General features: G+C 43.5%; 18 protein-coding genes. 9 read left to right on the forward strand and 9 right to left on the reverse strand.

What is annotated here, in order from left to right; translation table 11 throughout:
- Positions 1 to 19: 19 nt before the first annotated feature.
- The 7 genes from U2F10_RS31875 to U2F10_RS31905 form a co-directional block, all read right to left on the reverse strand.
- A complete protein-coding gene (locus U2F10_RS31875) occupies positions 20 to 940 on the reverse strand; it encodes a sulfotransferase domain-containing protein (protein WP_499874331.1) in 921 nt (306 codons plus the stop codon).
- A 95-nt stretch (positions 941 to 1,035) separates the two neighbouring features.
- Positions 1,036 to 3,057, reverse strand: a complete 2,022-nt coding sequence (locus tag U2F10_RS31880; protein WP_499874332.1) for a heparinase II/III family protein — start codon at positions 3,055 to 3,057, stop codon at positions 1,036 to 1,038.
- A gap of 252 nt (positions 3,058 to 3,309) precedes the next feature.
- Positions 3,310 to 4,248, reverse strand: a complete 939-nt coding sequence (locus tag U2F10_RS31885) for a glycosyltransferase family 92 protein (protein ID WP_499874333.1) — start codon at positions 4,246 to 4,248, stop codon at positions 3,310 to 3,312.
- Between the two features lie 174 nt (positions 4,249 to 4,422).
- Positions 4,423 to 5,382: a glycosyltransferase family A protein gene (locus U2F10_RS31890; protein ID WP_499874334.1), complete on the reverse strand. Its 960-nt coding sequence runs from the start codon at positions 5,380 to 5,382 to the stop codon at positions 4,423 to 4,425.
- Between the two features lie 38 nt (positions 5,383 to 5,420).
- Entirely contained in the window at positions 5,421 to 6,302 is an 882-nt protein-coding gene (locus U2F10_RS31895) for a sulfotransferase family protein (RefSeq protein WP_499874335.1), read from the reverse strand.
- Positions 6,303 to 6,332: 30 nt separating this feature from the next.
- The gene (hepA, locus tag U2F10_RS31900; protein ID WP_499874337.1) at positions 6,333 to 8,183 is read right to left on the reverse strand and encodes a heterocyst formation ABC transporter subunit HepA; all 1,851 of its coding nucleotides are present in this window, start codon (positions 8,181 to 8,183) and stop codon (positions 6,333 to 6,335) included.
- 326 nt (positions 8,184 to 8,509) lie between these two features.
- Positions 8,510 to 9,379 carry a WecB/TagA/CpsF family glycosyltransferase gene (locus tag U2F10_RS31905; RefSeq protein WP_163698120.1) on the reverse strand — a complete coding sequence of 290 codons (870 nt, stop codon included), beginning with the start codon at positions 9,377 to 9,379 and terminating at the stop codon, positions 8,510 to 8,512.
- A 1,168-nt stretch (positions 9,380 to 10,547) separates the two neighbouring features.
- On the opposite strand from U2F10_RS31905, the gene U2F10_RS31910 reads away from it, so the two are divergent.
- Positions 10,548 to 11,975: a polysaccharide biosynthesis/export family protein gene (locus U2F10_RS31910; RefSeq protein WP_250565164.1), complete on the forward strand. Its 1,428-nt coding sequence runs from the start codon at positions 10,548 to 10,550 to the stop codon at positions 11,973 to 11,975.
- 76 nt (positions 11,976 to 12,051) lie between these two features.
- Positions 12,052 to 14,214 (forward strand): GumC family protein, encoded by a 2,163-nt coding sequence (locus U2F10_RS31915; protein WP_163669942.1) that lies wholly within the window; start codon positions 12,052 to 12,054, stop codon positions 14,212 to 14,214.
- Positions 14,215 to 14,437: 223 nt separating this feature from the next.
- Here the strand turns inward: U2F10_RS31915 and U2F10_RS31920 are convergent, their stop codons facing one another.
- Positions 14,438 to 15,217: a photosystem II electron transport protein, Sll1252 family gene (locus tag U2F10_RS31920; RefSeq protein ID WP_163669940.1), complete on the reverse strand. Its 780-nt coding sequence runs from the start codon at positions 15,215 to 15,217 to the stop codon at positions 14,438 to 14,440.
- 829 nt (positions 15,218 to 16,046) lie between these two features.
- On the opposite strand from U2F10_RS31920, the gene U2F10_RS31925 reads away from it, so the two are divergent.
- Entirely contained in the window at positions 16,047 to 17,186 is a 1,140-nt protein-coding gene (locus tag U2F10_RS31925) for a CAP domain-containing protein (protein ID WP_163669939.1), read from the forward strand.
- A 172-nt stretch (positions 17,187 to 17,358) separates the two neighbouring features.
- Here the strand turns inward: U2F10_RS31925 and U2F10_RS31930 are convergent, their stop codons facing one another.
- Positions 17,359 to 17,982 (reverse strand): helix-turn-helix transcriptional regulator, encoded by a 624-nt coding sequence (locus U2F10_RS31930; protein ID WP_163669937.1) that lies wholly within the window; start codon positions 17,980 to 17,982, stop codon positions 17,359 to 17,361.
- Positions 17,983 to 18,289: 307 nt separating this feature from the next.
- Here U2F10_RS31930 and U2F10_RS31935 point away from each other — a divergent pair, with 307 nt between their 5' ends.
- The 6 genes from U2F10_RS31935 (at position 18,290) to urtC (ending at position 24,256) form a co-directional block, all read left to right on the forward strand.
- The gene (locus U2F10_RS31935; RefSeq protein WP_499868947.1) at positions 18,290 to 18,793 is read left to right on the forward strand and encodes an urease accessory protein UreE; all 504 of its coding nucleotides are present in this window, start codon (positions 18,290 to 18,292) and stop codon (positions 18,791 to 18,793) included.
- Positions 18,777 to 19,457: an urease accessory protein UreF gene (locus U2F10_RS31940; protein WP_499874339.1), complete on the forward strand. Its 681-nt coding sequence runs from the start codon at positions 18,777 to 18,779 to the stop codon at positions 19,455 to 19,457. The genes U2F10_RS31935 and U2F10_RS31940 overlap by 17 nt, the downstream gene beginning before the upstream one ends.
- 92 nt (positions 19,458 to 19,549) lie before the next feature.
- A complete protein-coding gene (ureG, locus tag U2F10_RS31945) occupies positions 19,550 to 20,176 on the forward strand; it encodes an urease accessory protein UreG (protein ID WP_163698128.1) in 627 nt (208 codons plus the stop codon).
- A 349-nt stretch (positions 20,177 to 20,525) separates the two neighbouring features.
- Positions 20,526 to 21,839 (forward strand): urea ABC transporter substrate-binding protein, encoded by a 1,314-nt coding sequence (gene urtA, locus U2F10_RS31950; RefSeq protein ID WP_163669929.1) that lies wholly within the window; start codon positions 20,526 to 20,528, stop codon positions 21,837 to 21,839.
- Between the two features lie 96 nt (positions 21,840 to 21,935).
- Positions 21,936 to 23,102 (forward strand): ABC transporter permease subunit, encoded by a 1,167-nt coding sequence (locus U2F10_RS31955; RefSeq protein WP_163669927.1) that lies wholly within the window; start codon positions 21,936 to 21,938, stop codon positions 23,100 to 23,102.
- 2 nt (positions 23,103 to 23,104) lie between these two features.
- A complete protein-coding gene (urtC, locus tag U2F10_RS31960) occupies positions 23,105 to 24,256 on the forward strand; it encodes an urea ABC transporter permease subunit UrtC (RefSeq protein ID WP_499874341.1) in 1,152 nt (383 codons plus the stop codon).
- The last annotated feature ends 17 nt before the right edge of the window (positions 24,257 to 24,273 follow it).

Genomic DNA, 24,273 nt, shown 5'->3' on the forward strand with positions numbered 1-24,273 from the left:
ACTTCGATTCAAGTTGCAATTACTTAAGATCTGATGGAGCTGTTCGCAAGATCTCCTCAACTCTTTCCAGCCAGTCAGAAGCAGGGTTGTCAAAGCTTTTAGCTAATGATTTGATGCTCGCATAATATTTCTGTGCAAGGTAATATTCGATCTCATCAGGTATGTCTTTCTTTATAGAAGTGTTTTTAGGTGATACTAAGGCATCAGAATATGCAAATTTTGATATATCAAGCTCTAAAAAACTAGATATTTCTAGAATTAATTTTTGAGGTTTTTTAATAACATCATCAAAAAAACCAATGAAGAGCTGATCATACTCAAAATAAGCAGACCAATTTTCAATTATACGTAGATAATCGCTACGTAAGCATTGAGATGGATGCTCAATCTTTGCTTTGATTTTTTCTAAACTTTGAATATTATCGATTCGATTTTTCATATAATCAAACCGTAATTGAGACCAGGCTCTATCAATTGGATTTCTTAAAATGAGAATGACCTTTAGATCGGGGAATAGTTGTTTGATTCTTTGGATATCATTTTGAGATAAAATAGAGTAAGAAGGTGTTATTTCCCCTTTGACTGAGTTTTGCCCATCTTTGAATAAGGACAAGTACCAATCATCACTATATGTGCCTGTGTAGTAGTGATGATTCCAGGCTGCTATGTCCCAAGCTTTGAGCTTAATTAGCTGCAATAAGTAGAATCTAAAGTGTTTACGAAACTCTTTATTGCAATCTTCTTTTCCAATCAGACGTTGAAAAAAATGTTTAGAAGCAAGATGGCTTGGTGATGGATAGCCGGGATCACGATCAAAATAGTGTAACTCTTTCTTCGGTGGCATCCATATATCTGGATGAGTCTTTAAAACACTCCATAGCCAGGTTGTCCCAGCTTTTTGTGCACCTATCCCTAAAAAATTTATGTTCTGTGGTGTCATCTTAATTTAACCCTTTACATTAGAGTGACTTCATATGTTCCTGCTAGAAACGTTCTGAGTATGAGACCAAATCAATTAAGACTATACTGGCAACACTATTGAGGATTTAAGGATGTAAATGTCGCCTTTAATGATGGCTCTACCTGTAAAGTGACTTCGTGTTGCTTATGACTATCACAACAGATAATTTTGTAACCATTGTTTATTGTGTGGCTTTGAATAGAGGAGAGAGCTGGTTGATCGACAGCGCGCCAATGTAGCACTCTAATTCCATAACCTTGTTGCGCATGATGATTGACAACCATGGTGAAACAAGGGTCAATGCTTTGCTTTTCCGCATCAAACGTCCACCCAAGTAAAGGACTCTCCTGTCCTCTGATAAGCTGAATATTCGATGTTGAAAAATCTCCCCCTAATAAAATATCAAGGGTTGTGTCATTATTTTTTGTGTCTTCAACACATATGGAGTGCTCATTTCGACTGGCCTCTAAGTCTGGGGCAAATGGCATTATAAATTGCCAATGTTCTTTTTCACTTCCCTCAAACTGGTCAATAACGAATAGCAGTTTTTCATGGCGCACAAAAATCAAATACCGAGTCACCTTTCCATTTCTAGGAAAGCGCTGTGAGATCATACTTACCACAGCTAATTGATCGGTTGAAAGATGGTCTTTGGAAAGTGTAGCGGAAAGTTCTGGGTGCTGTTGTGGCGCTAAGGCTTGGTCTCTAATAGCGCAAGTATTATGGGCATATGCACTTTTGAAGAATTGGTTGTATTTCTTGTCCAATGTGAATGCATATCGACCTGGATCAATGATCCAATGACGACCGGCTCCATACACAATGAAAGAGAGTGCATCTTCATGTCTATGGACGAGTGGAAGATGTTGCGATGAATGGCAGCAAATGTAGAATGTTTTTTGGTATTCTTCTGGAGTATTGCCCCAGATATCTCTTAATGTAGCTTCCCCTGCTGTTGGGAAAAACTTATCCAGCTCTTCCGGTTTCTGACCTTCTTTACCTTGAGACATAACATAGGTTACTCCTGGAGACCAACCTCGTGCTAAACTGCGGACTGCATTCATATTGGCAGTATCTCCGATGGTGGGCAGTGTGCCATCTGGTAACATGATATGCGTTATATACTGATCACTCAGCTCAAAGAAGCCTTTCAAAACCTGAGGTATTGGCAACTGATTTTCTTTGAGAAAATGCATTAAATACCAGAGCCATTGGTCTATATAGACCTGATACCCTGGTGTATGTTCTAACCACACACCTTCTTCAGAACAATATTCCGTTAATTGTTTTTCAAGCCCTAATAATGCAACCTGTCTCCAGGTGGGAGCTTCTTGAAAATAGGGCATTGCATATGAGGCAATTATTAAAAGGATATCCTGACGTAAGCCATGGTTACCAATCTGGTAATGCTGATTGCGTTTGAAGTAGAGATATGATACATGTTGATGGATAGTTGCTAATAACTTATATAGTGGAAGATTTTGTGAAGAACCCAAAGCTTTATAAGTCTTCAAAAACTCCAATAGTACGCCAAGTCGATGTACAACACATCCTTCGTACCAGGCGGCAGTATGGGCACCATTTGGGTAAGGGTTAGATTTTAACCAGTCGATCAGAATATTTTCCGCTGCGATGAGATATTGTCGATCCCCAGTCTTACGAGCTTCTTGGAGTAAAGGTACAAGATATCCTAAAAAATGGAGAACTCTTATGTAATAAATGCGTTGAGTTGGATTTTCACCCCACGGCAGAGGAGTTTTGAAGGGAATTGAAGCCTCACCGGGAACAAGTTGTAGTTGATTTCTATGGTAGTTTTTCAGAACTTTCTTGTTTGAATATAGATAGCCTAATAGGCCATTAGTTAGTGTTTGGGACAATATCACATTCCCAAAAACCTTACTATCACTATCCTTTAATTTTTTCTTTTTTATAAAAGGCTCTAGCTCTATGGTTGAAGCTATTTTTTCTCGCAACCATCTCCACGTAAATGATTCATAAGTAAACCTTGGAATTTTAGTTGAGTACGTTATAAATCGAGGCAAGTATCGAAAGATATTTCCTTTTACTTGTTTCTTTAAGATTTTCAATAAACTCATACATGGACCTCAAGCAATCATAGGATAAACAGCTAATAGAAGATAATCTTTAGGGATTTTTTATTAGACTGGGAAATCAGCATCCTGTATATACTCTACTCAATTAAGACTATCTCTTTGTACTTTCTTAAAATCTCAGTTAGAAGCATAAAAAATATTTCTTGATTTTCACTCAAATTAGAAAACCTAAAAGAGCTACTATTAATACAGCAAAATTATTTGTTTACACAGATTAATCTTGGTATAATATTTTTATCTGGATGGAGTCTCAAAAAATTTATGATTAATAGAAATTTTCTCTGTCATTTTTAAAAGAGATAGAATGAAGATCTTATTTCGAGAAATCATATATTTCTTTTTATAAAGAGAGCGCAGATGCTGACTACCTTTATCTCGAGCATCAACAAACTCTTGAATCAGTAATTTTCTATAGGCTCCTCTTTTCACAGTTGTTTTTTTAGAAAAGTTTTCAGGCTTATTGGCAAATTTTTGATACCAATCATGAAAGCCAATAGAATCAAAATGCAATAACTTTATTTCTTGAGTATCTGTAAATCTTGTATTTTCTTTGTCATATTCAAGCGGTTGATGAATTGCAATTTTTTGAATCTTTGAAGTCATTTTGATAGCTACTTTTGATCTTGTATGACCTTTGAAATAATTATTTCCATAGAAAACAGATTTGCAGCCGAATACCTTAGCTATTTTTACTTTTCGAGGTGATGGGTTAGGAACTTTAAATATCCTAGGTTCAAAGATATTTTTGTAATTTTCAATTTCAGGAATAGCTTCGCGTATTGATAATCTTATGACATCTGATTCACTATTATCTAAAACAGACTTGAAATTTTTGGATGAATAAATTAATTCATCTCTATCAATATGTATAATCCATTTGCAGCCGAGTTCTTTTGCAATAGTTATACCTTCATTAGCATTGATAACCTGCCTCTCCGTATGCAATTCAGGTCTATGGGAAGACTTTTTTAACCAATATTCATCCGTGCATGTTACTGCATGAACATTTTTATATGTTGAATGTATGTGATCGATGCAATTATCATTAGGATCATCGAAGAATAAAATAATTTTATCAATCCCTATATTCAAATGATAGTTGATGAATAAAATTAATTCCTCTAGAGTCCCTTTAACGGTAGAAATAATGGCTACTTTAGGGTCGTTTTTCATAATGAGTTCCTATACTGTATAAATGTCTCTCATCAATGCCTTAGAAGCTTAGCTAGTTGAAATTATTTTGACTAGAATACAATTTAGCTAGAGCTTCCTAGCGATAAAAAATATATAGAGATAAGAGAGTATTTCAAGCATCAATTCTATTAAAACTAATGCTTGAAGTAGATGTTAGTTAAGCTTCGACTGTAAGTGAAATATTGTACTCATATAGAAATTTAAAACCATTCTGAAGGCTTCTGGTACATCTTTGATGCCAAAAGTGGATTCTAAAATGCTTTTAGGTAGTTTTCCAATCATCTTATCTTGATGAATTTTTCCCTCACGGGGACCATCGTGGTTCCCATGTCCACAGGCCTTAGCCGCCCCTAAGAATGGGAAGTTTTCAAAATTAAGATATTCCGACTGATTAATATGTCTCCCCAAAATATTTACAGGATGCCATTCTTCTGCATAGTGGTCCTTTGAAATCTGATCTAGCCAGTCCGTCATTTCTGTTGGTATTGCAACAGTTCTTTCTTGGTGTGCTGCCAACCAATGGCTTGATTTACTAAATATATCTGAGTGAATTTCTAGAAGCTTAGCACGTAAAGTTGCTTGCTTAAATATGCGACATGTCCCACAAGATGAGTTGAATCTTCTGATGAAATATGTATTTCCATATTCAATCTCATTGTTTGAGTTAACCTTCACTTCTATCTGAAGACCCTTGTTAATGATATAGCCATCTACTGTAGAACTTTGCAGCGTTTTATCTAATGAATTGATGGCATATTTAGCAAGATTACTATTCACATAGTCATCACCATCAACGCGCATAAATAAGTCTACTTTGAATTTCTCAAGAGCATAAAGTATGCCTACTATAAACTTTAAACCCATATCTACCCTTGCAATATTTCGATTTGGTTTAAAGGTTTTAGAGTCGGCTACATCTAGAAAATAAATATTGTCACCAATGTCTTTTGCCCAGTCTGGAATTTTACAGCAGACAACTATGATTTTTATATCAGTAAACGTTTGTCTCCGTAATGACTCTAATGTCCTTTTAAGGACTATTTCAACATGCTCATAGTTGCTTACTTTAACGCTATCAGGATGAATTACAGGAAGAATAAATGCGAAACTCATAGGGTTAAACTCCTAACGTACTAATTTTCAATAAAATCTTAGCGACTTACAGTTTCTGGACATTTCAACCAATGGTCTAAATTTCTTTCAGTTAATAACTCAAGACTTTTTATTTCAGGTTCGAAAAGAATTTTGAGCCTTTGGAGCTGTTCATCTTTTAGCGGTATTTTATATTCCCTTTTATGAATTGTCTTTGGCTCAATTTTAACCGTGTCATCAACTTCTAAAAAGGAAAATATCTGCGACAGTGTCTCATTATGTTTCTCTTGTAGATCTTCTGATAAAAGAATCAAAATCTGATCTCTTGGGAAGAATCTAAGGAGGCGGCGTATTTGAGATGAGTAAAAGCTTCGATCAAGATAGGAAAAAGTTCTATTTTGGTCTGAGATAAATCTCTTCATTTTTGACGTTCCTGTCTTGACCCGTGAATAATCAAGTTCGGTAAAAATTGCTTCAGAGAAATCTCTATGCTCGTTACCTCTGGAAGCTGCCATGTTCCAATGGGAATAAGCTCTAGTGATAGGGTTTCTTAGCAACAGAATGATTTTTGCATCTGGATTATAGGTATGAATCCTTGCTGGTGCTTTTTCATTCCACATATAGCAAGGGCATGCTTCGCCAACAACTTTAGTAGATGGCGAAGGTTGGAAAAATGCATGATATTTTCGATAAGCTGGAAAAATAGAATGCAAATTTATAAAAAATCTATCATTGTCGAAAAAATGCACTTCCTTTAAGGAATAGGGCATACAAATCTCTGGATGTTTAGTAAGAAAATCATGCAGAGCTGTTGTTCCTCCTTTTTGTGTTCCTGCTATAAAAAAGGTCACTAATGGTTTGCCAACAGTAGCGGATCTACAACGCTTGACTAACTTTGAAACAATTTTTTCTGTATAAGTTACTTCACTAACGGTATGCATGCTGATTTCCCAATATTGATAACTTTCAGATTAATTAGCGCTACCCAATTCAAATTGCATTTGGTGATATTTCCAAAGCTTGCCGCGCTCTTTGAGTAAACTCTGATAATTTCCTTGCTCTACAATTCGCCCTTTCTCTAAGACGACAACTTTATCCGCATTAGAAATTGTTGATAGTCGATGGGCAATAGCAATTACAGTGCGCCCTTTTGATAACCTCTCGATTGATTCCTGAATCAGTTTTTCAGTTAATGAGTCAAGAGCACTTGTTGCCTCATCCAGAATTAAAATTTCGGGATCTCGCAACAGAGCACGCGCGATCGCAATCCTCTGACGCTGTCCTCCTGATAATCGGACACCCCGATTACCCAAGATCGTTTCAAATCCCTTCGGTAATTCTTGAATGAATTCCAGGGCATTAGATGCTTTCGCCGCTTCGATAATATCCGTGTCGCTAACATTTTCAACACCGTACACTAAGTTTTCGGCCACTGTTGTATTGAAGATAAACGTATCCTGGCTGACGATAGCCATTCGCTTTCTAAACGAGTTTATTTTTAATTCGTTTAGATCTACGCCATCAATTAAAATTCGACCGCGCGAAGGGTCATAAAAACGTGGAATCAAATCTGCCAACGTAGTCTTACCAGCCCCGGAAGCACCTACCAGTGCCGTCGTTTCCCCTCGCTTAATGGAGAGCGTAATGTCGTGGAGTATCGGCTCACCAGGATTATAGGAGAAGTCAACCGAAACAAAATCGATTGAGCGCTCTAACCGATGAAATTCTTGATGGCCGTCTTGGAAATAGGGCTTATCATCGCGTCGGAGCAGGTCATTGACTGAATGTAAGGCACCTTGCGATGAGAGAAAACCAACACGGATACCGTTTAAGGATGAAACCAGTGGTGTGGTACGAATCAGTACAAATAAGAATGTCAGTAGCTCTGCTGCTTTGAGTTGTCCCCTAGCAATGAGTAAGCTAAAGGATATGACAACCATGCCCACCAGGAGGGTAACGCCCAGACCTTCAATTAAGGGTCTTACTAATGCGGAAAAATTAATGACTGCAAGCTGAGAATCATGAATTTGCTGGGCAGCTGCATAAAAGCGCTTTCGTTCAAAGTCCTGTGTGCCTGAGGCGTGAACGGTGCGGATGCCGTTAATAAATGCAAGAGCGCGGTTAGTAAAGGCTTTGTTAGCAGCCGGGACTGCAAAGCTAGCCTCTCTCACCTTGGCCGTTAGAGAGGTTAATCCAACGGAGATTAGAGAAAAGACAAGGGTGGAGATTAAAAATAGCTGCCAGGATAACAGCAACATGGACGTTAGATAGGCCAAAACCTTAGAGCCTTGGACAACAGACGTTGCAAGAACATTAAATGCCTGCTGAACCTGATTCACTTCCCCCCGGATAGTGCTCATCAAAGCTCCAGGACTCACTGTGGTGTAGTAGCTGAGTCGCAAGCTTTCTAGCTGATCAAAAATTCGACCACGTAAGCGATTGACAAGGGTCAAAGAGGACTTCTTAGCATAGATAGTGCTTAAATAATCAAAGCAACCCCGTAACCAAACTCCCACCAGCAATAGACCAGACAGTCTGTAGATCCGTTCTGTTGCAGAAGCCTGGGTTGCCAAAAAAATGGTATCAAACCACTGAATTCCTGTTTGAATAGGAGGCTCTTCAGGGTTAGTGAGTCCTTGTAGAAAGGAGGCAATAAATCCAACCGTTACCCCTTCAAAGGCAGCTGCAATCAGAGCAAAGAGGATTGCTAGAAAGACGATTCTTCGAAAATATTTAAATTCCCTAAGAATTAAATGATGTTCCTTCCAGATCTGAGTTGTTTTGATCAGTGTACGAAGGGCACCAGGTAGCTTTATTTTCATGAAGTCAAAATATAGAAAATACTTCTGGGAAGCAGTTTATAACCCACAAACGTTAATCTGAGCCTATACGCATCACACTATAGTTTTCCTAATGTAAAGCGATTTTCGGGAAAGGTCAGAAACACCGAAAAGCAACCCATAGCTTTACCTAAACCACATCATTTAGCTATCACTAAAACAGTTGCTTCATCAAGCAACTATCTGATTTTCAGCATTGCTTCAGACAGCTCAAATAGCCCATCGAGCTGTTCCATGTCCTCAATGGGCTACAAGCGATAGAAAGCTTTCTACTGAAAGCGTTCTATCAAATCACCTAATGTTTTGGGCTATCGTCTACCATGCATCCCAAACGCAACGTTTACTTGAGGGCAACCAAATCTAGGCTCTAATCCTAACTTCACCTTAACCAGTTGCTTAAAGGCCAACAACAAAAATAAGGGGATTGTTTTGGCATAGCGCTTCCAAAGTCTGCCTGGCTCTTGTACTAAGCGATACAGCCATTCCAGGCCATTCTTTTGCACCCAAACAGGGGCCCACTTCTTCTCACCAGCAAAAATCGGAAATACACCACCTATACCCACCATAACTGACTGGATCCGGCCTTTGTGATGATGCATCCACCACTCTTGCTTAGGACAGCCCAACGATATCAGTACCAAGCCAGCTCCACTATCGTTGATCTCCTTAACTAAGGCCGCATCTTCATCCCGAGTGAGTGGTCTAAAGGGTGGCGATACCATACCTGCAATCTTTAAGTTAGGATACTCTCGCTTGAGCCGTTGTTCCATACTCCACAGCACATCAGGAGTAGAGCCTAAGAAAAAGATGCTGATATTTTCTTTAGATGCTTTTTCGCACAGGCTAAGAAAAATATCCATCCCTGCGACTCGATCTTGCTTGCGCTTTCTCAGGCGACTGGTTAGCCATACTAGGGGCATACCATCCGGCGTGAGCATATCGGCTCTATGTAAGACCCAGGCAAAGCCTTCATTGTATTTGGCCTCAACTAACATGTGGACATTTGCCACACACACGACTTTACTGAGTCGCTGATGTGCCCAACCTAACATCGTATTAATTTGGGCCTCAAAGGGTTCTGCTGTAACTGGAAAACCAATCACACTCTGCTTTTCCAGTTTTTTTGTGCTTCTCTTCCAAAGACCAGTAAGGTTAGACTTAGTAGTCGAATACAGCATAATGATTCTCGATTTTTGTTGAGGGCGGATTACAAAAACTTCTGTTTCTAATGCGATCGCACAAAATCGAATAAACCTATGAATCTTTATTGATAAATCTGCTTTCTTAAAATCAAATTTATCAAACTTGCACTACTGTAAGTACATTAAGAGAACTAAATGATTTAAGAAGGTTTATTCGCAGTGATGCACTAGAGCATCTACATGTAATAAAAGTCACTGCTGCGTTACTGCTGCCTTGAACGTAAGACTGACGAAGTTTGGAAGATTATCTTCAGAACACCCTTAATCCAAGCATTTTATCCATTTACTTAGATAAATCTGTTTAGTCTAAAAGACTGATTTAGACTAAAAGACCTATGGAAAAACTTCCTTGGTAGCGTAAACCCTGAGCCCCGTGTAAATCTTTACCAAAGATTTAGGTAGATAATACACAGAACAACACTCTATTCAATGGCTGGTAGCAACCTCAGGAGAATTATCTGTTAGTCATGTTTAATTAACGCGATAAAACTCAGAGACCCTGAAACGAATATGGTAGACCTTCTAGCCGTTGTAGATTTGGGGTTGGGTACACGAAGATAAACCTGCCGATTCATCCTACGTTACATATTGACAAATTCCTTGCTAATAGGTGTCGTCATATGATAAAAACACATTTTCTCAGTGGGAAAGCAATCTATACTTCATAATTGCTTTATAAACACACGTTTTTATTTCATAAACACCCTTGCTTTGCAGCCAGTATAGACAAAAAAAAATGATTTGTCATTAGCGGCAGTGGTCATCTATTTAAGTTGCACAATGGATCTCTACAAATCGATTGTTCAGTTTTACGGGCATTTTTATAACTACGGCTATTGTCTTGATGAGACCTATTTACTTATATAGATAACAACAGGCAATAATGTACGGCAGATCAAGGGTTACGACGATTCTGCTGCCAGTAAATATGTGAAATTAATGGCAGCGATTTCAAAATTAAACGGATTGGTGTAGATTCACACAGAAAACTGATACACCCCTAAAGGCTTATAGCTTATGGCCTGAATACAGTGTGTTCGAAGCTTGTGTTCTAACTTCTCACATTGCAATCTGTTTGATACCTATGTTTAATCGTCGCCTGTCCCAGCAAAACCTAGCCCTACTCTGTTTTGCACTCTGTGCAATGGGTATCTCTACCTCTCCAGCAAATGCTCAGCTTCAACCATTGCCAGGGTTGGATCGTAATAGAGAAGTCCCCACAAGCCGCAGTGCTGCACCCACATCAGAGGCCATTGCACCACCATCTGAAACATCTTATACATTAGGTGCTGGTGATGTAGTTCGTGTCGATATCTTTAGAGTGCCGCAATACAGTGGCGAGAGTGAAGTCCTTGTGGATGGCACTCTTAACTTACCCCTCGTGGGGCCTATAAACGTAGCGGGTCTGACGTTAGGCGAAACCACAGAGTTGTTGTCTAGTCAGTACGGTCAGTATCTCAAGCGTCCCTTAATTACCCTCAGTCTATTAAATAGACGACCTCTACAAGTTGGTATTTCAGGTGAAATCAACAGCCCTGGCTCCTACACCCTGACTCAAACCGGGACCCAGGCCCCCAGATTAAGCCAGTTACTAGAACGGGCTGGGGGGGTTACGCAAGTTGCGGCTATTCGGGACATTCAGATCCAGCGCCCTGGACGTAATGGAGAACAACAGACATTCACCGTTGATCTGTGGGAGCTGCTAGAAACTGGTAACTCCCAGTACGATATATCATTAAGAGATGGAGATTCTATTTTTATCCCCACAGGTACCCTCTCTCTACAAGAAGCCTCTTTTTTAGCAGATGCTAGTTTTGCCGCCAGCGTTAGTCAGCCCATTAATGTGGCTGTGATTGGTGAGGTTTATCGTCCAGGTCCATATACACTGCAAGGAGGTCGGGCTAGCACTGGAGATGCTGGTGTTCCGGGTGCCTCTTCTAGCTCGTCAACCCCCACTACGGTGACGCGAGCGCTACAATTGGCTGGCGGCATCAAACCCAGAGCCGATATTCGCAAGGTGCAAGTTGTGCGCCCGACCCGTTCTGGTGAGACCCAGGTTATTGATGTTGATTTGTGGAAATTGCTGGAAGTAGGGGATATCTATCAAGATGTCGTGCTGCAGCCTAACGATACTATCTTTGTTCCAGTCGCAACAGCTTTGAACCCTGCTGAAGTACCGACAGTTGCAGGTTCCAGCCTATCACCTAACTCAATTCGCGTTAACGTTGTCGGGGAAGTAAGCCGATCAGGAGTCATTGAGTTACCCCCTGACACCTCTCTCAGCCAAGCGATTCTTGCAGCTGGTGGGTTTAACCGTCGTGCCAGAAAAGGTGAAGCGGAATTGATCAGACTCAACGCGGATGGCACCGTTGCCCGTGAAACGATTCCGGTGGACTTTGCTCAAGCAATTAATGACGAGAATAATCCTATCTTGCAAAATAACGATGTCGTTATCGTTAATCCCAATGCTCTAGCTCGTGTAACCGATGATATTGGAGCTGTACTAGAGCCAGTTGGACAAGTGATTAGGAATGTCTTCTCTCCCCTAAGATTCCTGGATATACTCGATTAGGCAGAGATAGTCAAGAACTCTGAATTTTCACTTTTAATCTTGCACAATTCACCTCTATTATAATTATCTTCTACCTATGAGAGCCGATACCCTCCCCTCTTCACCCCCATGGACCCCTCAAGATCGTCTACCAACGACAGAAGATGAAGGTGGTCTAAATGTTGGCGGTCTCCTTAAAACACTACAGCGTAAGTGGTGGATCATCGCTGGCATGACAGTTGTGACCATGGGCTTGGCTGCGGTTAAAGTGATAACTACCAAACCCGTCTATAATGGCAGTTTTGAAATTTTAGTACAGGCTCAAAGTACTGAGACCGAGGTCATCTCGAACGTTCCTGAAACAATCACAAGCCAAGAACAAGTGGCCGTTGATGGAGACCTACTCAAGATTTTAAGAGGGCCTAAGGTCTTACAACCTGTTATTGAAGGCATTAGAGATCGATATCCTAATTTCTGTCCTCCAGCAGCCACGCAGTCAGAACCATTGGAGCTCAGTTATGATCCTTGCTACCAGCTGGTTACTAGTCGTTTAAAGGTAAAGCAGCTCGGCAAGAATTCAGACATCATTCAGGTAACATTGCAAGATCCTGATCCACAGACTGTTCGGGTTATCTTAGACCTAGTGTCTCAAGCCTATCTTGCCTATAGCTTAGAGTCAAAACAGGCTGATATTCGCCGAGCAATTGAGTTTGTTGAGAAAAAGCTACCTGATCTGGTCAATAAGGTAGAGTCTTTGCAAGATCAGCTGCAATCACTGCGTTTAGAGCACAATATTATTGATCCCGATTCCCGTGGAGCTCAACTATCAGGGCAGGTAAATGCCTTCTCTAAACAACAGCTTGACCTGCAAATACAGCTGGAGCAAAATCGGGCGACCTACGATAGTCTCCGCGGCCAGCTGAGTGGGCCTCAAGAACAGGCGTCTTCCTCTGCATTAGCTCAAAACCCCAGATATCAGACGCTACTTAATCAGTTGTTGGATCTAGATACCAAAATTGCTGAGGCCTCCACACTTTATCTAGACAGTAGCCCTGATATGGAAGTGCTCAAAGAGCAACGTCAGAATTTATTAGCGCTACTGCAACAACAGGGGGAACAATCCCAGAGAGATCTGATCAGTCAGCTGCAAGAGCTAGAATCACAGGAACGGGCATTGAATCAAACATTGCAGGGGTTGAGCTCAGGTGTTGATGACCTTTCAGGAATTTCGAGAGACTATTTAGAAATTCAACGGGAGCTAGGCATTGCCACAGAAAACCTGAATCAGTTTTTAGCAAAGCAAGCGGCTTTAGAAATTGATGAGGCTCAGCGAGAAATTCCCTGGGAAATTGTCACCCCGCCAACACAACCCAGCTCCCAGGCTGTGAGCATGGTGCAGAACTTATTACTGGGCGGTACCCTGGGATTATTAGTGGGTTCGATCATGGCCCTCTTGATGGATAAATCATCCGGGGTTCTGTATTCAGATAAAGAAATTCAACGGGTCATACAATTGCCTATCTTAGGCAAGATCCCCACGCCTCAACTGGTTGAAAAAGATATTCTAGAACCTGTCAAAGCGTTACAGTTATCTGTCAATAAGTCTTCTGTAGGCGATGCCCAAGCGAAAACGTCTTTAAGCAACGGGTCGGCATCTTACACTGAGGATCCATTTATGGAGGCGTTTCGCTCCCTTTACACTAACCTGAGACTCAGCAGTGTAGAGCAACCATTAACGTCGGTCGTGGTTAGCTCTGTGATGGATAATGAGGGTAAATCAATTGCTGCCATTCACTTGGCTGAAGCAGCTGCCTTGATGGGGCAACGGGTACTGCTGGTGGATACTAATCTACGTAATCCTAAGATTCACAGCTATCTTAAATTACCCCATGATGCAGGTCTCACTGATCTGGCTTCGATTGATCCTAGTTCCATTACCAAAAATACGTTTCTCCATGAACCTATTGATGGGCTTAAGGTTCTCTGTGCCGGAACAAAAGGTCACGATGCGGGCCATATCTTAACAACTAAGCGTGTTCAAGGCCTACTTCAACAGTTGAAAACCAAATTTGACTTAGTTGTATTCGATGCACCATCCTTGCTGGGTCAATCCGATGCATATCTGGTTGCTGAGCAAGCAGATGGCATGTTAATTGTTACGAACCCTGGTCAGATTAAGCAAAATCTAATCAACCAGGCTCTGGATCAACTGCGGATTGCCAATATTAATGTGTTTGGTATGGCTGTCCGAGAAAACTAAATCTTAGGAAACTAAACGATAGGCATTTTAGGTTTAGGCTTGCCTATTCTCACTTTTGTAATCAAGTCTGGTTTAATTACGAGGGGTCAAGAAAGAACCCATGGGTTCTTTCTTGACCCCTCGCAGTTTTGTGATTCAATGTAGCGTTTCTCACCCACCTTGATTGTGAGTCAGCATTGGGTGCACAGTCATTGATTTATTTTGCCATCCAGATAGCGACTGCCTAAACATACCGAGTCAGGCCTATGCGGTAGCGCTGTTTTTTGGTGATCATCACATCGCCAATTTCCAGTCTACCTTTACCGCGAATAGCGACTAGATCACCGGATTTTAGCGCATGACTGGATTGGGGAATCGTTTTCCAATTGACTCGAACATCGCCCGCAGTAATCATGTCTGCCATTTTGCTGCGGGACATGCCAAATCCTGCTGACGCTACAGCATCTAAGCGCATAGAAGCTTCGACAGTTGTGATTTCTTTTTTCTTGGGTTCACGTACTCTTAACTCACTCCAGTCAATGGGTTTTGTTTTAACGGGTACTGAACGTACCTGGGTCAGGCTTATTTCTAAAAATTCCACCAGCTCCGGAACAACAATTAGTTGGGCACCGCGTTCACCCAAGACAATGATGTCCCCCACTTTTTCCCGCACAATGCCGGTGCCCAATAATGCGCCCAAAAAGTCCCGGTGAGTTGCTGTATCAAACAAAAAGTTACCCGCTACGCTAAGTAATGCTAAGGGAAGCTCTTGTCCTGCTAACGGAATTTCAGTTCGTGCTATGGTCAGGCGCTGCCGTTCGGCCTGGGGGTACCCTCCGTGGGCCTGGGTATGAATATCGGTAAGACGACCAAATATGGCTTGGGCTTCGTAAAGCTCTGGTGGTGACAGAAAATCAGTTGTGACCGGCTCCCATGTACGAATAGACTGATCGGCTTGATCAATTACACGGGTTAGGGTTTCGGTGTTTTCAACACCCTTGAGTAGGTCGTCTTTGGGCAGCATAGGCGTGAGCTAGCTATACGATGGCTATTTTCTTACTATATTAAGCGGTGTTTGGTTATGCCGCTTTAGTCTGGCTCTGGGAAGCCCATGACATTTTATGGGGACAATATGCTTGAAGACTGCTCTCCATGGCTATTGAAGGTGTTTGTTTCTGCTTCGGGTTAACACTTAAATGATGGATTAAAGGTCAATCTGGCAATAGGATTAACAATCCGGAGGAGTTTGTATGACTTCTCCAACTGGCACGTGGGTCACAAGGTTTTCTTTAAAGTATGCGTCTCAATATCATGGGACATTTGCAGCTTTTAAAAACTCTCATCAGCTATACTTATAAATGGGAAAAACCTTTTATTCACAGGGCTTTTCAGGCTTGAAAAGATTTAAATCACTGTCAAATAGTCTTGAACTGTTGACATTTATGAGAATCAGTTTCTATGATGAATCACAGGTGCAGATCGCCACAACAACAAAGGGGAGATCCTAGCCGACTAGTTTATCCTCAACCTAATGCCGTTATAGAGTGATAGGTATTAGGGCCATACAAAAGTTCCCAATTGCCTCCAGAGTTGGATATTTCATATTGTGATGACCTGAGGCAGTGGCAAGGTTGCAATTGTTGCGATCGCATAGGTGACTCATTCTACTAAGTGTGTTCAACGCTAGAGAACCCCTTGATGGTTTTGCTATGAACAACGGTGCCGTATCTACGGCAGTTAAGTTAAATCGAGTTAGTTATACTAGCTGAGATTTAAGGGCTAGGGGAAGTAGTGAATTCTCAACGGGGTACAGGTACCACTTTTCAACCTAATCCTTTAAAAAAGCAAAGAACATGCAAATCAACGCATTTGAACGGGAAGTTCTTGAACTTACCAATGAGTTTCGTGCGCAAAATGGTTTAAAGCCTCTTGTTTTTGATCAAAGCTTGAACAAAGCTGCAGATCAGCATAGCAAGGACATGGCCCAAAAAGACTTTTTTAGCCATCAGGGTCAAAATGGATCAAGCCCTGCAGATCGAGCTAAAAATGCAGGCTATGAATCTGGATTTGTTGGAGAGAATATTGCAGCGGGATATCGTTCTGCCCAAGATGTAGTTGATGGATGGATTAACAGCCCTGGCCACCGCGCCAACCTGCTAAATTCTAACTATAACGAAATTGGCATCGGGTATTATTTCTTAGAAAATGATACGGGTAGTGTTAACTACAACAGTTATTGGACCCAGGTGTTTGGTAAGGGAACAATTGAAACATCTTCACCTAATCCACCTTCAAACCCAACTACACCCAAGCCACCCTCAAATCCCACCAACCCCAAACCACCTTCCAACTCAAATAACAACTCTGTTATTAGAGGAACTAACAAGGCTGACAAGTTGTTTGGTAGCTCGAAAAGCCAACGAATTTTTGGCAGGAGCGGCAATGACGTCATCGACGGAAAAGGGGGCAATGATACGATTTACGGTAATGCCGGAAGAGATATCCTGAAAGGCGGAGATGGCGATGACACGCTCCATGGTGGCTCTTTAAATGACAAGCTCTATGGTGGTGCTGGCAATGATCGGCTGCTAGGCGGAACACAGTCGGATGTTCTAGTCGGTGGTGACGGTAATGACCGTTTACAAGGGACCTCCTTTAGAAAGCGTGCAACCGAGAAAGACATTATGACGGGTGGTAACGGTCGCGATACCTTTGTTTTAGGTAACAAAGCTGGCGCTTTCTACGATGATGGCAAAGCCAAAACCAGTGGGCTAAACAACTACGCCCTAATCAAGGATTTCAAAGCTGGTCAAGGCGATATCATTCAGCTGAGCAACGATCATGACTATCGTTTAGGATCTTCTCCAAAGGGTGTACCCAATGGTCAAGCTCTATTTATTGATAATGGGGCTGGCCAAAAGGATGAGCTGATTGCTGTCATTCAAGGCGCAGGCAACCTGAATCTATCGAGCTCTAGCTTCCAGTACGTTTAAGCTGCTGGCGAAAGCCTGATACCGTTTAACATCAGGCTTTCTAAAATCACTTGAAACAGCTGACGAAACAGGGTGTTGAGTGCCTTTGAGGTGAAGCAAGAAAAAACAGCATGGAACCTTTTATAGGTGCATGCTGTTTTCTTCCTGTTTAAATCTACTGAGTTGACTGTGCCTACCAAGTAGACTGTTCTTTCTTTGAATAAATGTTCTTCAAGTGTTTCTTGACAGTATTTTCAGAAATAAATAGTGCGCTGGCAATTTCCTTGTAACTTTTACCCATCCGTTTTAGACACCATACATCGGTCTCACGAGTGGTGAGACCATAGCGCTGGGCCTCTTGATTGGCAATCACAGTGAGAGAATGTTGGCGGTCTTCTAATGTAATTAGGAAACAATTACTAGGCTGATAGCCAGTATTCTCCCAATCAAACCATTGGGCTCGCAAATGGATACTGCCATGCTCAGTGACAAGCTCATCCTCTAAAACAATGGTGTAATGTGTGGGAAAGAGATCTGAGACTTCATTTTGGTTTTCCATAAGACTTTGGCATGATTGCCAGAGAATATCAGGAATATTGCTGGACGATGGGCACGACATCTTCTTAAGTAGTGATTGAGCACGTTTGTTCTTGAGAAGAATAGTTCCATTTTGAGAAACAATCACAAGGCCAAATGTGGAATTTTCAATGGCAGCTATTAATAGAGCTGCTCGCATGTTAAAAGAGTCATTAGAATCATCGATTACTGCAACTGGAGAAGGAGCCATTGAGGGAACGAGTTGAGTCTGAGAAGCCATAACTAACGAGAAGTAATTGGCGGATGAAAATCTGAACTTCGTTGACTGTGCTAGTGGCGTCTGTGAGATTCGTATCAAATGCTGAATTAAACTAGTAGAAAATACGGATGCCGCTGTTGGTATTTACCTCATTTCCGAATTTGGAAAATCCGCATGAATTTGTGACAGTTTGGCGGGCGGCATAAATCAGTGCGCGTGTTTTGATTAGGGGATAGGGTGAGCATGTGGCATGCTGTAAAAGCAATGCGTAGATAGAATCTCGGTGTACGTTTTCACTCAAAAAGTATCTTCAGCACTGGAGCCAACATTGGCACTAGCACTAACGGCGGACGAGCGTACTCGCTCACGATATCGCTACAGTCTCTCCGGTGGTATTACGGACACTAAAGGGGAGACTGTAGACTTTAGTACAACCCAGCCAGAGACTACCCAGTCTGATGAAATCTATCTAGAACTACCCCGTGGAACGACGCTACGACACGGTGATTGCCTGGGAGGCAGCAACCATAGTCAGGTATTAAAAATTGTGGCAAAGCCTGAGCCAGTAATGACCGTGAGGGTTTCGACTAACGCTCAGCCCCCATCGACTAATGTTCAGGCCCCATCGACTAACGCCCAGGCGTCCTTGCGACTTTTGCAGGCGGCGTATCATTTGGGTAATCGTCATGTGGCCCTGGAAGTGGGGGCTGATTACTTACGCTTAGCGCCAGATCCGGTTTTGGCAGCGATGTTGCATCAGTTGGGTGTAACGGTCACGGAAGAAACTGTTCCCTTTCAACCAGAGTCGGGGGCCTATGGCCATCACCATTGATGAGCAAGCGCTGCTAAAGCTGCTGCAGTTGAGCAGTCCAGCTTTACCTGTCGGTGCCTTCAGCTACTCAGAAGGCTTAGAAACGTTAGTTATGCAGGGGCATCTTACCGATGGTGAGACGTTACACAGCTGGCTGCTGCAGGAGCTACGCTATGGGGCGGTGCGTTTAGACGTTGCGATCGCAACCCGCATCCACCAGAACCTTAACAGCCCTGATCAGCTTGCCTACTGGAATCAATGGCTCACCGCCAGCCGCGACACCGCTGAACTACGCCAGCAAAGCTGGCACATGGGTCGCGCCCTGGTGCGTCTGGTTTGCACACTTCACCCAGAGCTTCAGGCCACATTTAACGCCTGTGGCACCCCCTGCAATTTTGCCGTTGCCTTTGGCATCATCGCCGCCCACTGGCAAATGGATGTTCACACCATGGCCCTCGGCTATCTGCAAAGCTGGGCTGCTAACCTGATCGGTGCAGCCGTTAAGCTGGTGCCCCTGGGCCAAACCGACGGCCAACGCTGTCTGCTACAGCTAATTCCTGAACTGAGGACGGCAGCAGCCACCATGGTGGCACTGCAAGATGATCAGCTGTATGTGAGTGGGTGGGGCGGTGCGATCGCAAGCATGCAACACGAAACGCTATACACCCGCCTCTTCCGTAGCTAACGTAAAATCTAAAATTTTGAAGGTAAATTCTAGGCTCATTAAATAGGGGTTTTATCCTGGGATTTATTCCATTACCTATCCGGCATGCTCCCATGACTTCCTCCCCCTACCGTGTCGGTGTTGCCGGCCCCGTCGGTTCTGGTAAAACGGCCCTCGTCGATGCCCTGTGCAAATCCATGCGCAATGACTATTCCATTGCCGTGGTTACCAACGATATCTATACCCAAGAAGACGCCCAATTTTTAGTGCGCAGTCAGGCCCTACTGGACCATAACCGCATTGTTGGTGTAGAAACCGGTGGATGTCCCCATACCGCCATCCGCGAGGATGCCTCCCTTAACCTGGTGGCAATTGAGGAGCTAGAAACCCGGTTTGATGACCTAGACCTAATCTTTGTAGAGAGCGGTGGCGATAATTTAGCCGCTACCTTTAGCCCAGAGCTGGTAGATCTGACACTCTATGTCATTGATGTGTCCGCTGGCGACAAAATCCCCCGCAAAGGCGGTCCAGGGATTACTAAATCTGACCTGCTGGTGATTAACAAAATTGACCTGGCTCCCATGGTGGGCGCTGACTTATCGGTGATGGATCGCGACACTAAAACCATGCGTGGCGATAAACCCTTTGTCTTTACAAACCTTAAAATCAGCCAGGGGCTAGACACCATTCAGCAATTTATTCAGTTTCACGGGCGGTTGCCAGTTACAAATCTCACATAGGGGTGCGTAATGTTCTTGCCAAAACTTCTCTTGTTTCTAAACTCTTGTTTCTAAACTCTTGTTTAGAAAGTTAAATAATTCATTTTGCAAGAGATAAGGTTATTGAGACATAACATTCGAGTCTTTATTGGAGCCATAATCGCTTTATTTAATACCGGGGATCAAACGCAAACAAAAACAAATAAATCTACAGAGACCCGAAAAGTATCAAAGGCTACAATCGTCGTTTTCCTCAAGACTTACCATCACGAAGCGAATAAGTGTATCTACGGTAACTGCAACACTTGATTTGTGGCAGTGGCCGGTTCTTGATGCCATAGGTGTGTGAGTCTTTAGAAAGGAACGCCCAATGACGAGGATTAATAGACGTAAATTTTTGGTGTACGGCTCCACTGCCGTGGGTACCAGCATTTTGCTAAAGGCCTGTGGTGGAACTTCTGAGCCCACTGCAGATACTGCACCAGCCGAAGGCGAAACTACGATAGCGGCCGCTGGTGATGGCGACACAATTAAAGTCGGTATTCTGCACTCTCTAAGTGGCACGATGGCCATTAGTGAGACCACCGTGGTGGACGCTGAAGAATTAGCAATTAAAGAAATTAACGCAGCTGGTGGTGTCCTCGGCAAACAGATTGTTGCCGTTAAGGAAGACGGTGCCTCTGATTGGGATACCTTTGCTGAGAAAGCTGAAAAGCTCATCGACCAAGACCAGGTATCCGTGGTATTTGGCTGCTGGACCTCTGCTAGCCGTAAGAAGGTACTCCCCGTATTTGAAGCGAAGGACCACATGCTGTGGTACCCCGTACAGTACGAAGGTCAAGAATGCTCCAAGAACATTTTCTACACGGGTGCGGCACCTAACCAACAGATTGAGCCCGCTGTAGACTGGCTGCTCGAGAACAAGGGCACAGACTTCTTCCTGGTGGGTTCTGACTACGTATTCCCCCGTACTGCTAACACCATTATTAAAGAGCAGCTCAAGGCCAAGGGTGGCAACACTGTCGGTGAAGACTATCTACCTTTGGGCAACACAGAGGTCACTCCCATCATCACTAAGATTAAGGCGGCTTTACCCGATGGCGGTGTGATCTTTAACAGCCTTAACGGTGACAGTAACGTTGCCTTCTTTAAGCAGCTTAAGGGTGCAGGCATGGGTCCTGATAATTATCCTGTCATGTCTGTAAGTATTGCAGAAGAAGAAGTTCGCACCATTGGCCCCGACTTCCTGACAGGCCACTATGCAGCTTGGAACTACTTCCAAACTGTCGAAAGCCCTGCTAACGAGAAGTGGGTTTCCGATTTTAAAGCTGAGTATGGCGATGAGCGCGTAACCAACGATCCCATGGAAGCCGCTTACATCATGGTTTACCTATGGAAACAAGCGGTTGAGAAAGCGGGTTCTACTGATATTGCCGCAGTACGTGAGGCAGCCTATGGCCAGACCTTCGACGCACCAGGTGGTACGGTTACCATGAACCCCAACCATCACATTTCTAAGACTGTTCGCATTGGTGAAATCCGCGAAGACGGTCTATTTGAAATTGTTTCCGAGACTGATGGTCCGGTTGATCCAATTCCTTGGAATCAGTTTGTTCCTGATACTAAGGGCTATGCGTGCGACTGGTCTGACCCTGCTAAGGGTGGCAAGTTTAAAGCAGCCTAAAGCTTTTGTAGGTTAGCTGACAGGGGAGAGTCACTGTGGCTCTTCCCTTTTTTCATTCAAGGGAAGAAGAGTTTACTTTTTTGACAGGTAATTGTCGTGCTCGACGGTTTAATCAACGGCATATTTAACGGCATCAGCATTGGGGCAGTGCTCCTGATTGTTGCCCTGGGTCTGGCCATTGTGTTTGGTCTCATGGGTGTAATTAATCTGGCCCATGGAGAGCTAATGATGCTAGGGGCTTACACCACCTATGTGGTCCAGAACAGCTTTAAGTCCTTAGGGGACGGGGCTCAAGACTTCTACATTTGGTTAGCTTTACCCCTCTCTTTTATCGTGGCAGCCCTGGTGGGGCTCTTGTTAGAACGCAGCGTCATTCGATTGCTCTATGGGCGACCATTGGAAACGCTCTTGGCCACCTGGGGTGTCAGCCTCATTTTGCAGCAGTTTGTGCGCAGTGTTAGTTGGGCTATGGCCTTTGGCATTCTGGCTATTTGTGTACTGCTTTTTGGTGGGCGGGCTGTTTTGAACAAGTTTGCTAACTTGGGGCCGCGTCAAAAGCTGGCTAACTTTGTTGTTTTAGTACTTTCTGCCGCCATTGGCATCACGTTTGGGCGTTCTCTCAATGGTAATCCCACCATGTCCAAACCTTGGTTTAGTGCTCGTAACGTAGATGTAACGGCTCCCAAGTGGCTCCAGGATAGTATTAGTGTTACGGATACGCTTTCATTTCCAGCTGCACGTATTTTTATCATTGCACTGACAATTATTTGCCTGCTGGGTACATTCTGGTTTCTCAATAAATCTGCCTGGGGTTTGCGGATTCGAGCGGTGACCCAAAACCGTGACATGAGTGCCTGTTTGGGAATTCCTACAAAGCGAGTGGATGCCCTTACCTTTGCCTTAGGGTCCGGACTGGCTGGCATTGCCGGTTGCGCTGTTACACTGCTGGGCTCTGTAGGGCCGAACCTAGGCAGCAACTATATTGTTGACGCCTTTATGGTGGTGGTCGTTGGCGGGGTTGGTAAGCTCATCGGCAGCATTGTCGCTGCTCTGTTAATTGGCATCATTACCTACATCGTTGGTTCCGGCACTTTGGTACTGATGCTGCCCTCTAGCGAGTCTTTACAGCCTCTGATTGATACGGCGACATTCTTTGCCACAACGAGTATGGCCAAGGTCTTAGTATTTGCTCTGATTATTGCCTTTCTGCAGATTAAGCCAGCGGGCTTATTCCCACAAAAAGGCCGCTCGGTGGAGGTGTAACGATGGTAACGACAAAACCCGTAGGCAAAAAGCGCAGACGTGCCCTCGAAGCAAGTATTGTTATTGGTCTGGCCTTTGCCCTTATCTTTGTTGCGCCGTTAGTACTGTCTGGTTTCCGTTTAGGGTTACTAGGGCGGTTTTTAGCGTTAGCGATTGTGGCCCTGGGGGTTGACCTGATTTGGGGCTACACCGGGTTGCTGAGTCTTGGCCAGGGGATTTTCTTTGCCCTGGGAGGTTATGCATTTGCGATGCATTTGCAGCTCAATCTGGCTGGCGATGGTCTGCCAGAATTTTTTGGCTTGTATGGTGTGTCAGAGCTACCCTGGTTCTGGCAGCCGTTCTATTCATTGTCAGTCACCCTTATTGCCATGGTGGCCTTACCTGGTTTAGTGGCTGGTTTACTGGGGTATCTGGTTTTTCGTAACCGGATTCGAGGCGTCTATTTCTCGATTTTGACCCAGGCCATGCTGGTGGTGTTTTTTAACTTCTTTAATGGTCAACAAAAGCTAATCAATGGTACAAACGGTCTCACTACCGATACCACGGTTCTGTTTGGTCAGCAGGTGGGTAGCGATCGCATGCAGTTTGCCTTCTATGTTGCCACCGTTATTGTCCTTGCCCTTACCTATGGTCTTTGCCGATGGTTGACCCGTGGTCGCTTTGGTCGTCTACTCATTGCCATTCGCGATGATGAGAACCGCCTCAGATTTTCAGGGTATAACCCTGCCATGTTTAAGGTCCTGGTATTCGCCGTGGCAGGTGGTATTGCTGGAGCAGCGGGTGCTTTGTATACCGTTCAATCTAGCGGTATCACGCCACAGTACATGAGCGTTGCCTTCTCAATTGAAATGGTGATTTGGGTGGCTGTGGGTGGTCGTGCCACCCTCGGCGGTGCGATTTTGGGTGCCTTGGTGGTTAACTGGGCCCAAGCCCTTCTGAGTGAACAATTTCCAGAGGTGTGGCTATTCTTTCAAGGAGCCCTGTTCTTGCTAGTTGTCACGGTGCTACCTAAGGGAATCGTTGGTTGGGTCCGTGATGATGCCGTCCGCCAGATTCGTGATTTATTTGGTCTACAACCCCAGCTCAGCACCTATCCAGATCTGGAGCTAGATCCCGATGTCAAACGCGAACAGCGCGAATTAGCCGGTAAATAACCACCAAAAGCCTTGGT

This window comes from Leptothoe sp. EHU-05/26/07-4 (genome assembly GCF_043421015.1).
GTDB classification, from domain to species: domain Bacteria; phylum Cyanobacteriota; class Cyanobacteriia; order Phormidesmidales; family Phormidesmidaceae; genus Leptothoe; species Leptothoe turfae.

Coding starts and splice junctions, on each gene's coding strand:
- U2F10_RS31885 (WP_499874333.1), bottom strand. CDS start 4,248: ATGAAAAACGACCCTAAAGTAGCCATTATTTCTACCGTTAAAGGGACT.
- U2F10_RS31920 (WP_163669940.1), bottom strand. CDS start 15,217: ATGCTGCCCAAAGACGACCTACTCAAGGGTGTTGAAAACACCGAAACC.
- U2F10_RS31930 (WP_163669937.1), bottom strand. CDS start 17,982: ATGGCTTCTCAGACTCAACTCGTTCCCTCAATGGCTCCTTCTCCAGTT.
- ureG (WP_163698128.1), top strand. CDS start 19,550: ATGACTTCCTCCCCCTACCGTGTCGGTGTTGCCGGCCCCGTCGGTTCT.
- hepA (WP_499874337.1), bottom strand. CDS start 8,183: ATGAAAATAAAGCTACCTGGTGCCCTTCGTACACTGATCAAAACAACT.
- U2F10_RS31925 (WP_163669939.1), top strand. CDS start 16,047: ATGCAAATCAACGCATTTGAACGGGAAGTTCTTGAACTTACCAATGAG.
- U2F10_RS31880 (WP_499874332.1), bottom strand. CDS start 3,057: ATGAGTTTATTGAAAATCTTAAAGAAACAAGTAAAAGGAAATATCTTT.
- U2F10_RS31915 (WP_163669942.1), top strand. CDS start 12,052: ATGAGAGCCGATACCCTCCCCTCTTCACCCCCATGGACCCCTCAAGAT.
- urtA (WP_163669929.1), top strand. CDS start 20,526: ATGACGAGGATTAATAGACGTAAATTTTTGGTGTACGGCTCCACTGCC.
- U2F10_RS31875 (WP_499874331.1), bottom strand. CDS start 940: ATGACACCACAGAACATAAATTTTTTAGGGATAGGTGCACAAAAAGCT.
- U2F10_RS31905 (WP_163698120.1), bottom strand. CDS start 9,379: ATGCTGTATTCGACTACTAAGTCTAACCTTACTGGTCTTTGGAAGAGA.
- U2F10_RS31940 (WP_499874339.1), top strand. CDS start 18,777: ATGGCCATCACCATTGATGAGCAAGCGCTGCTAAAGCTGCTGCAGTTG.
- U2F10_RS31910 (WP_250565164.1), top strand. CDS start 10,548: ATGGGTATCTCTACCTCTCCAGCAAATGCTCAGCTTCAACCATTGCCA.
- U2F10_RS31890 (WP_499874334.1), bottom strand. CDS start 5,382: ATGAGTTTCGCATTTATTCTTCCTGTAATTCATCCTGATAGCGTTAAA.
- U2F10_RS31895 (WP_499874335.1), bottom strand. CDS start 6,302: ATGCATACCGTTAGTGAAGTAACTTATACAGAAAAAATTGTTTCAAAG.
- urtC (WP_499874341.1), top strand. CDS start 23,105: ATGGTAACGACAAAACCCGTAGGCAAAAAGCGCAGACGTGCCCTCGAA.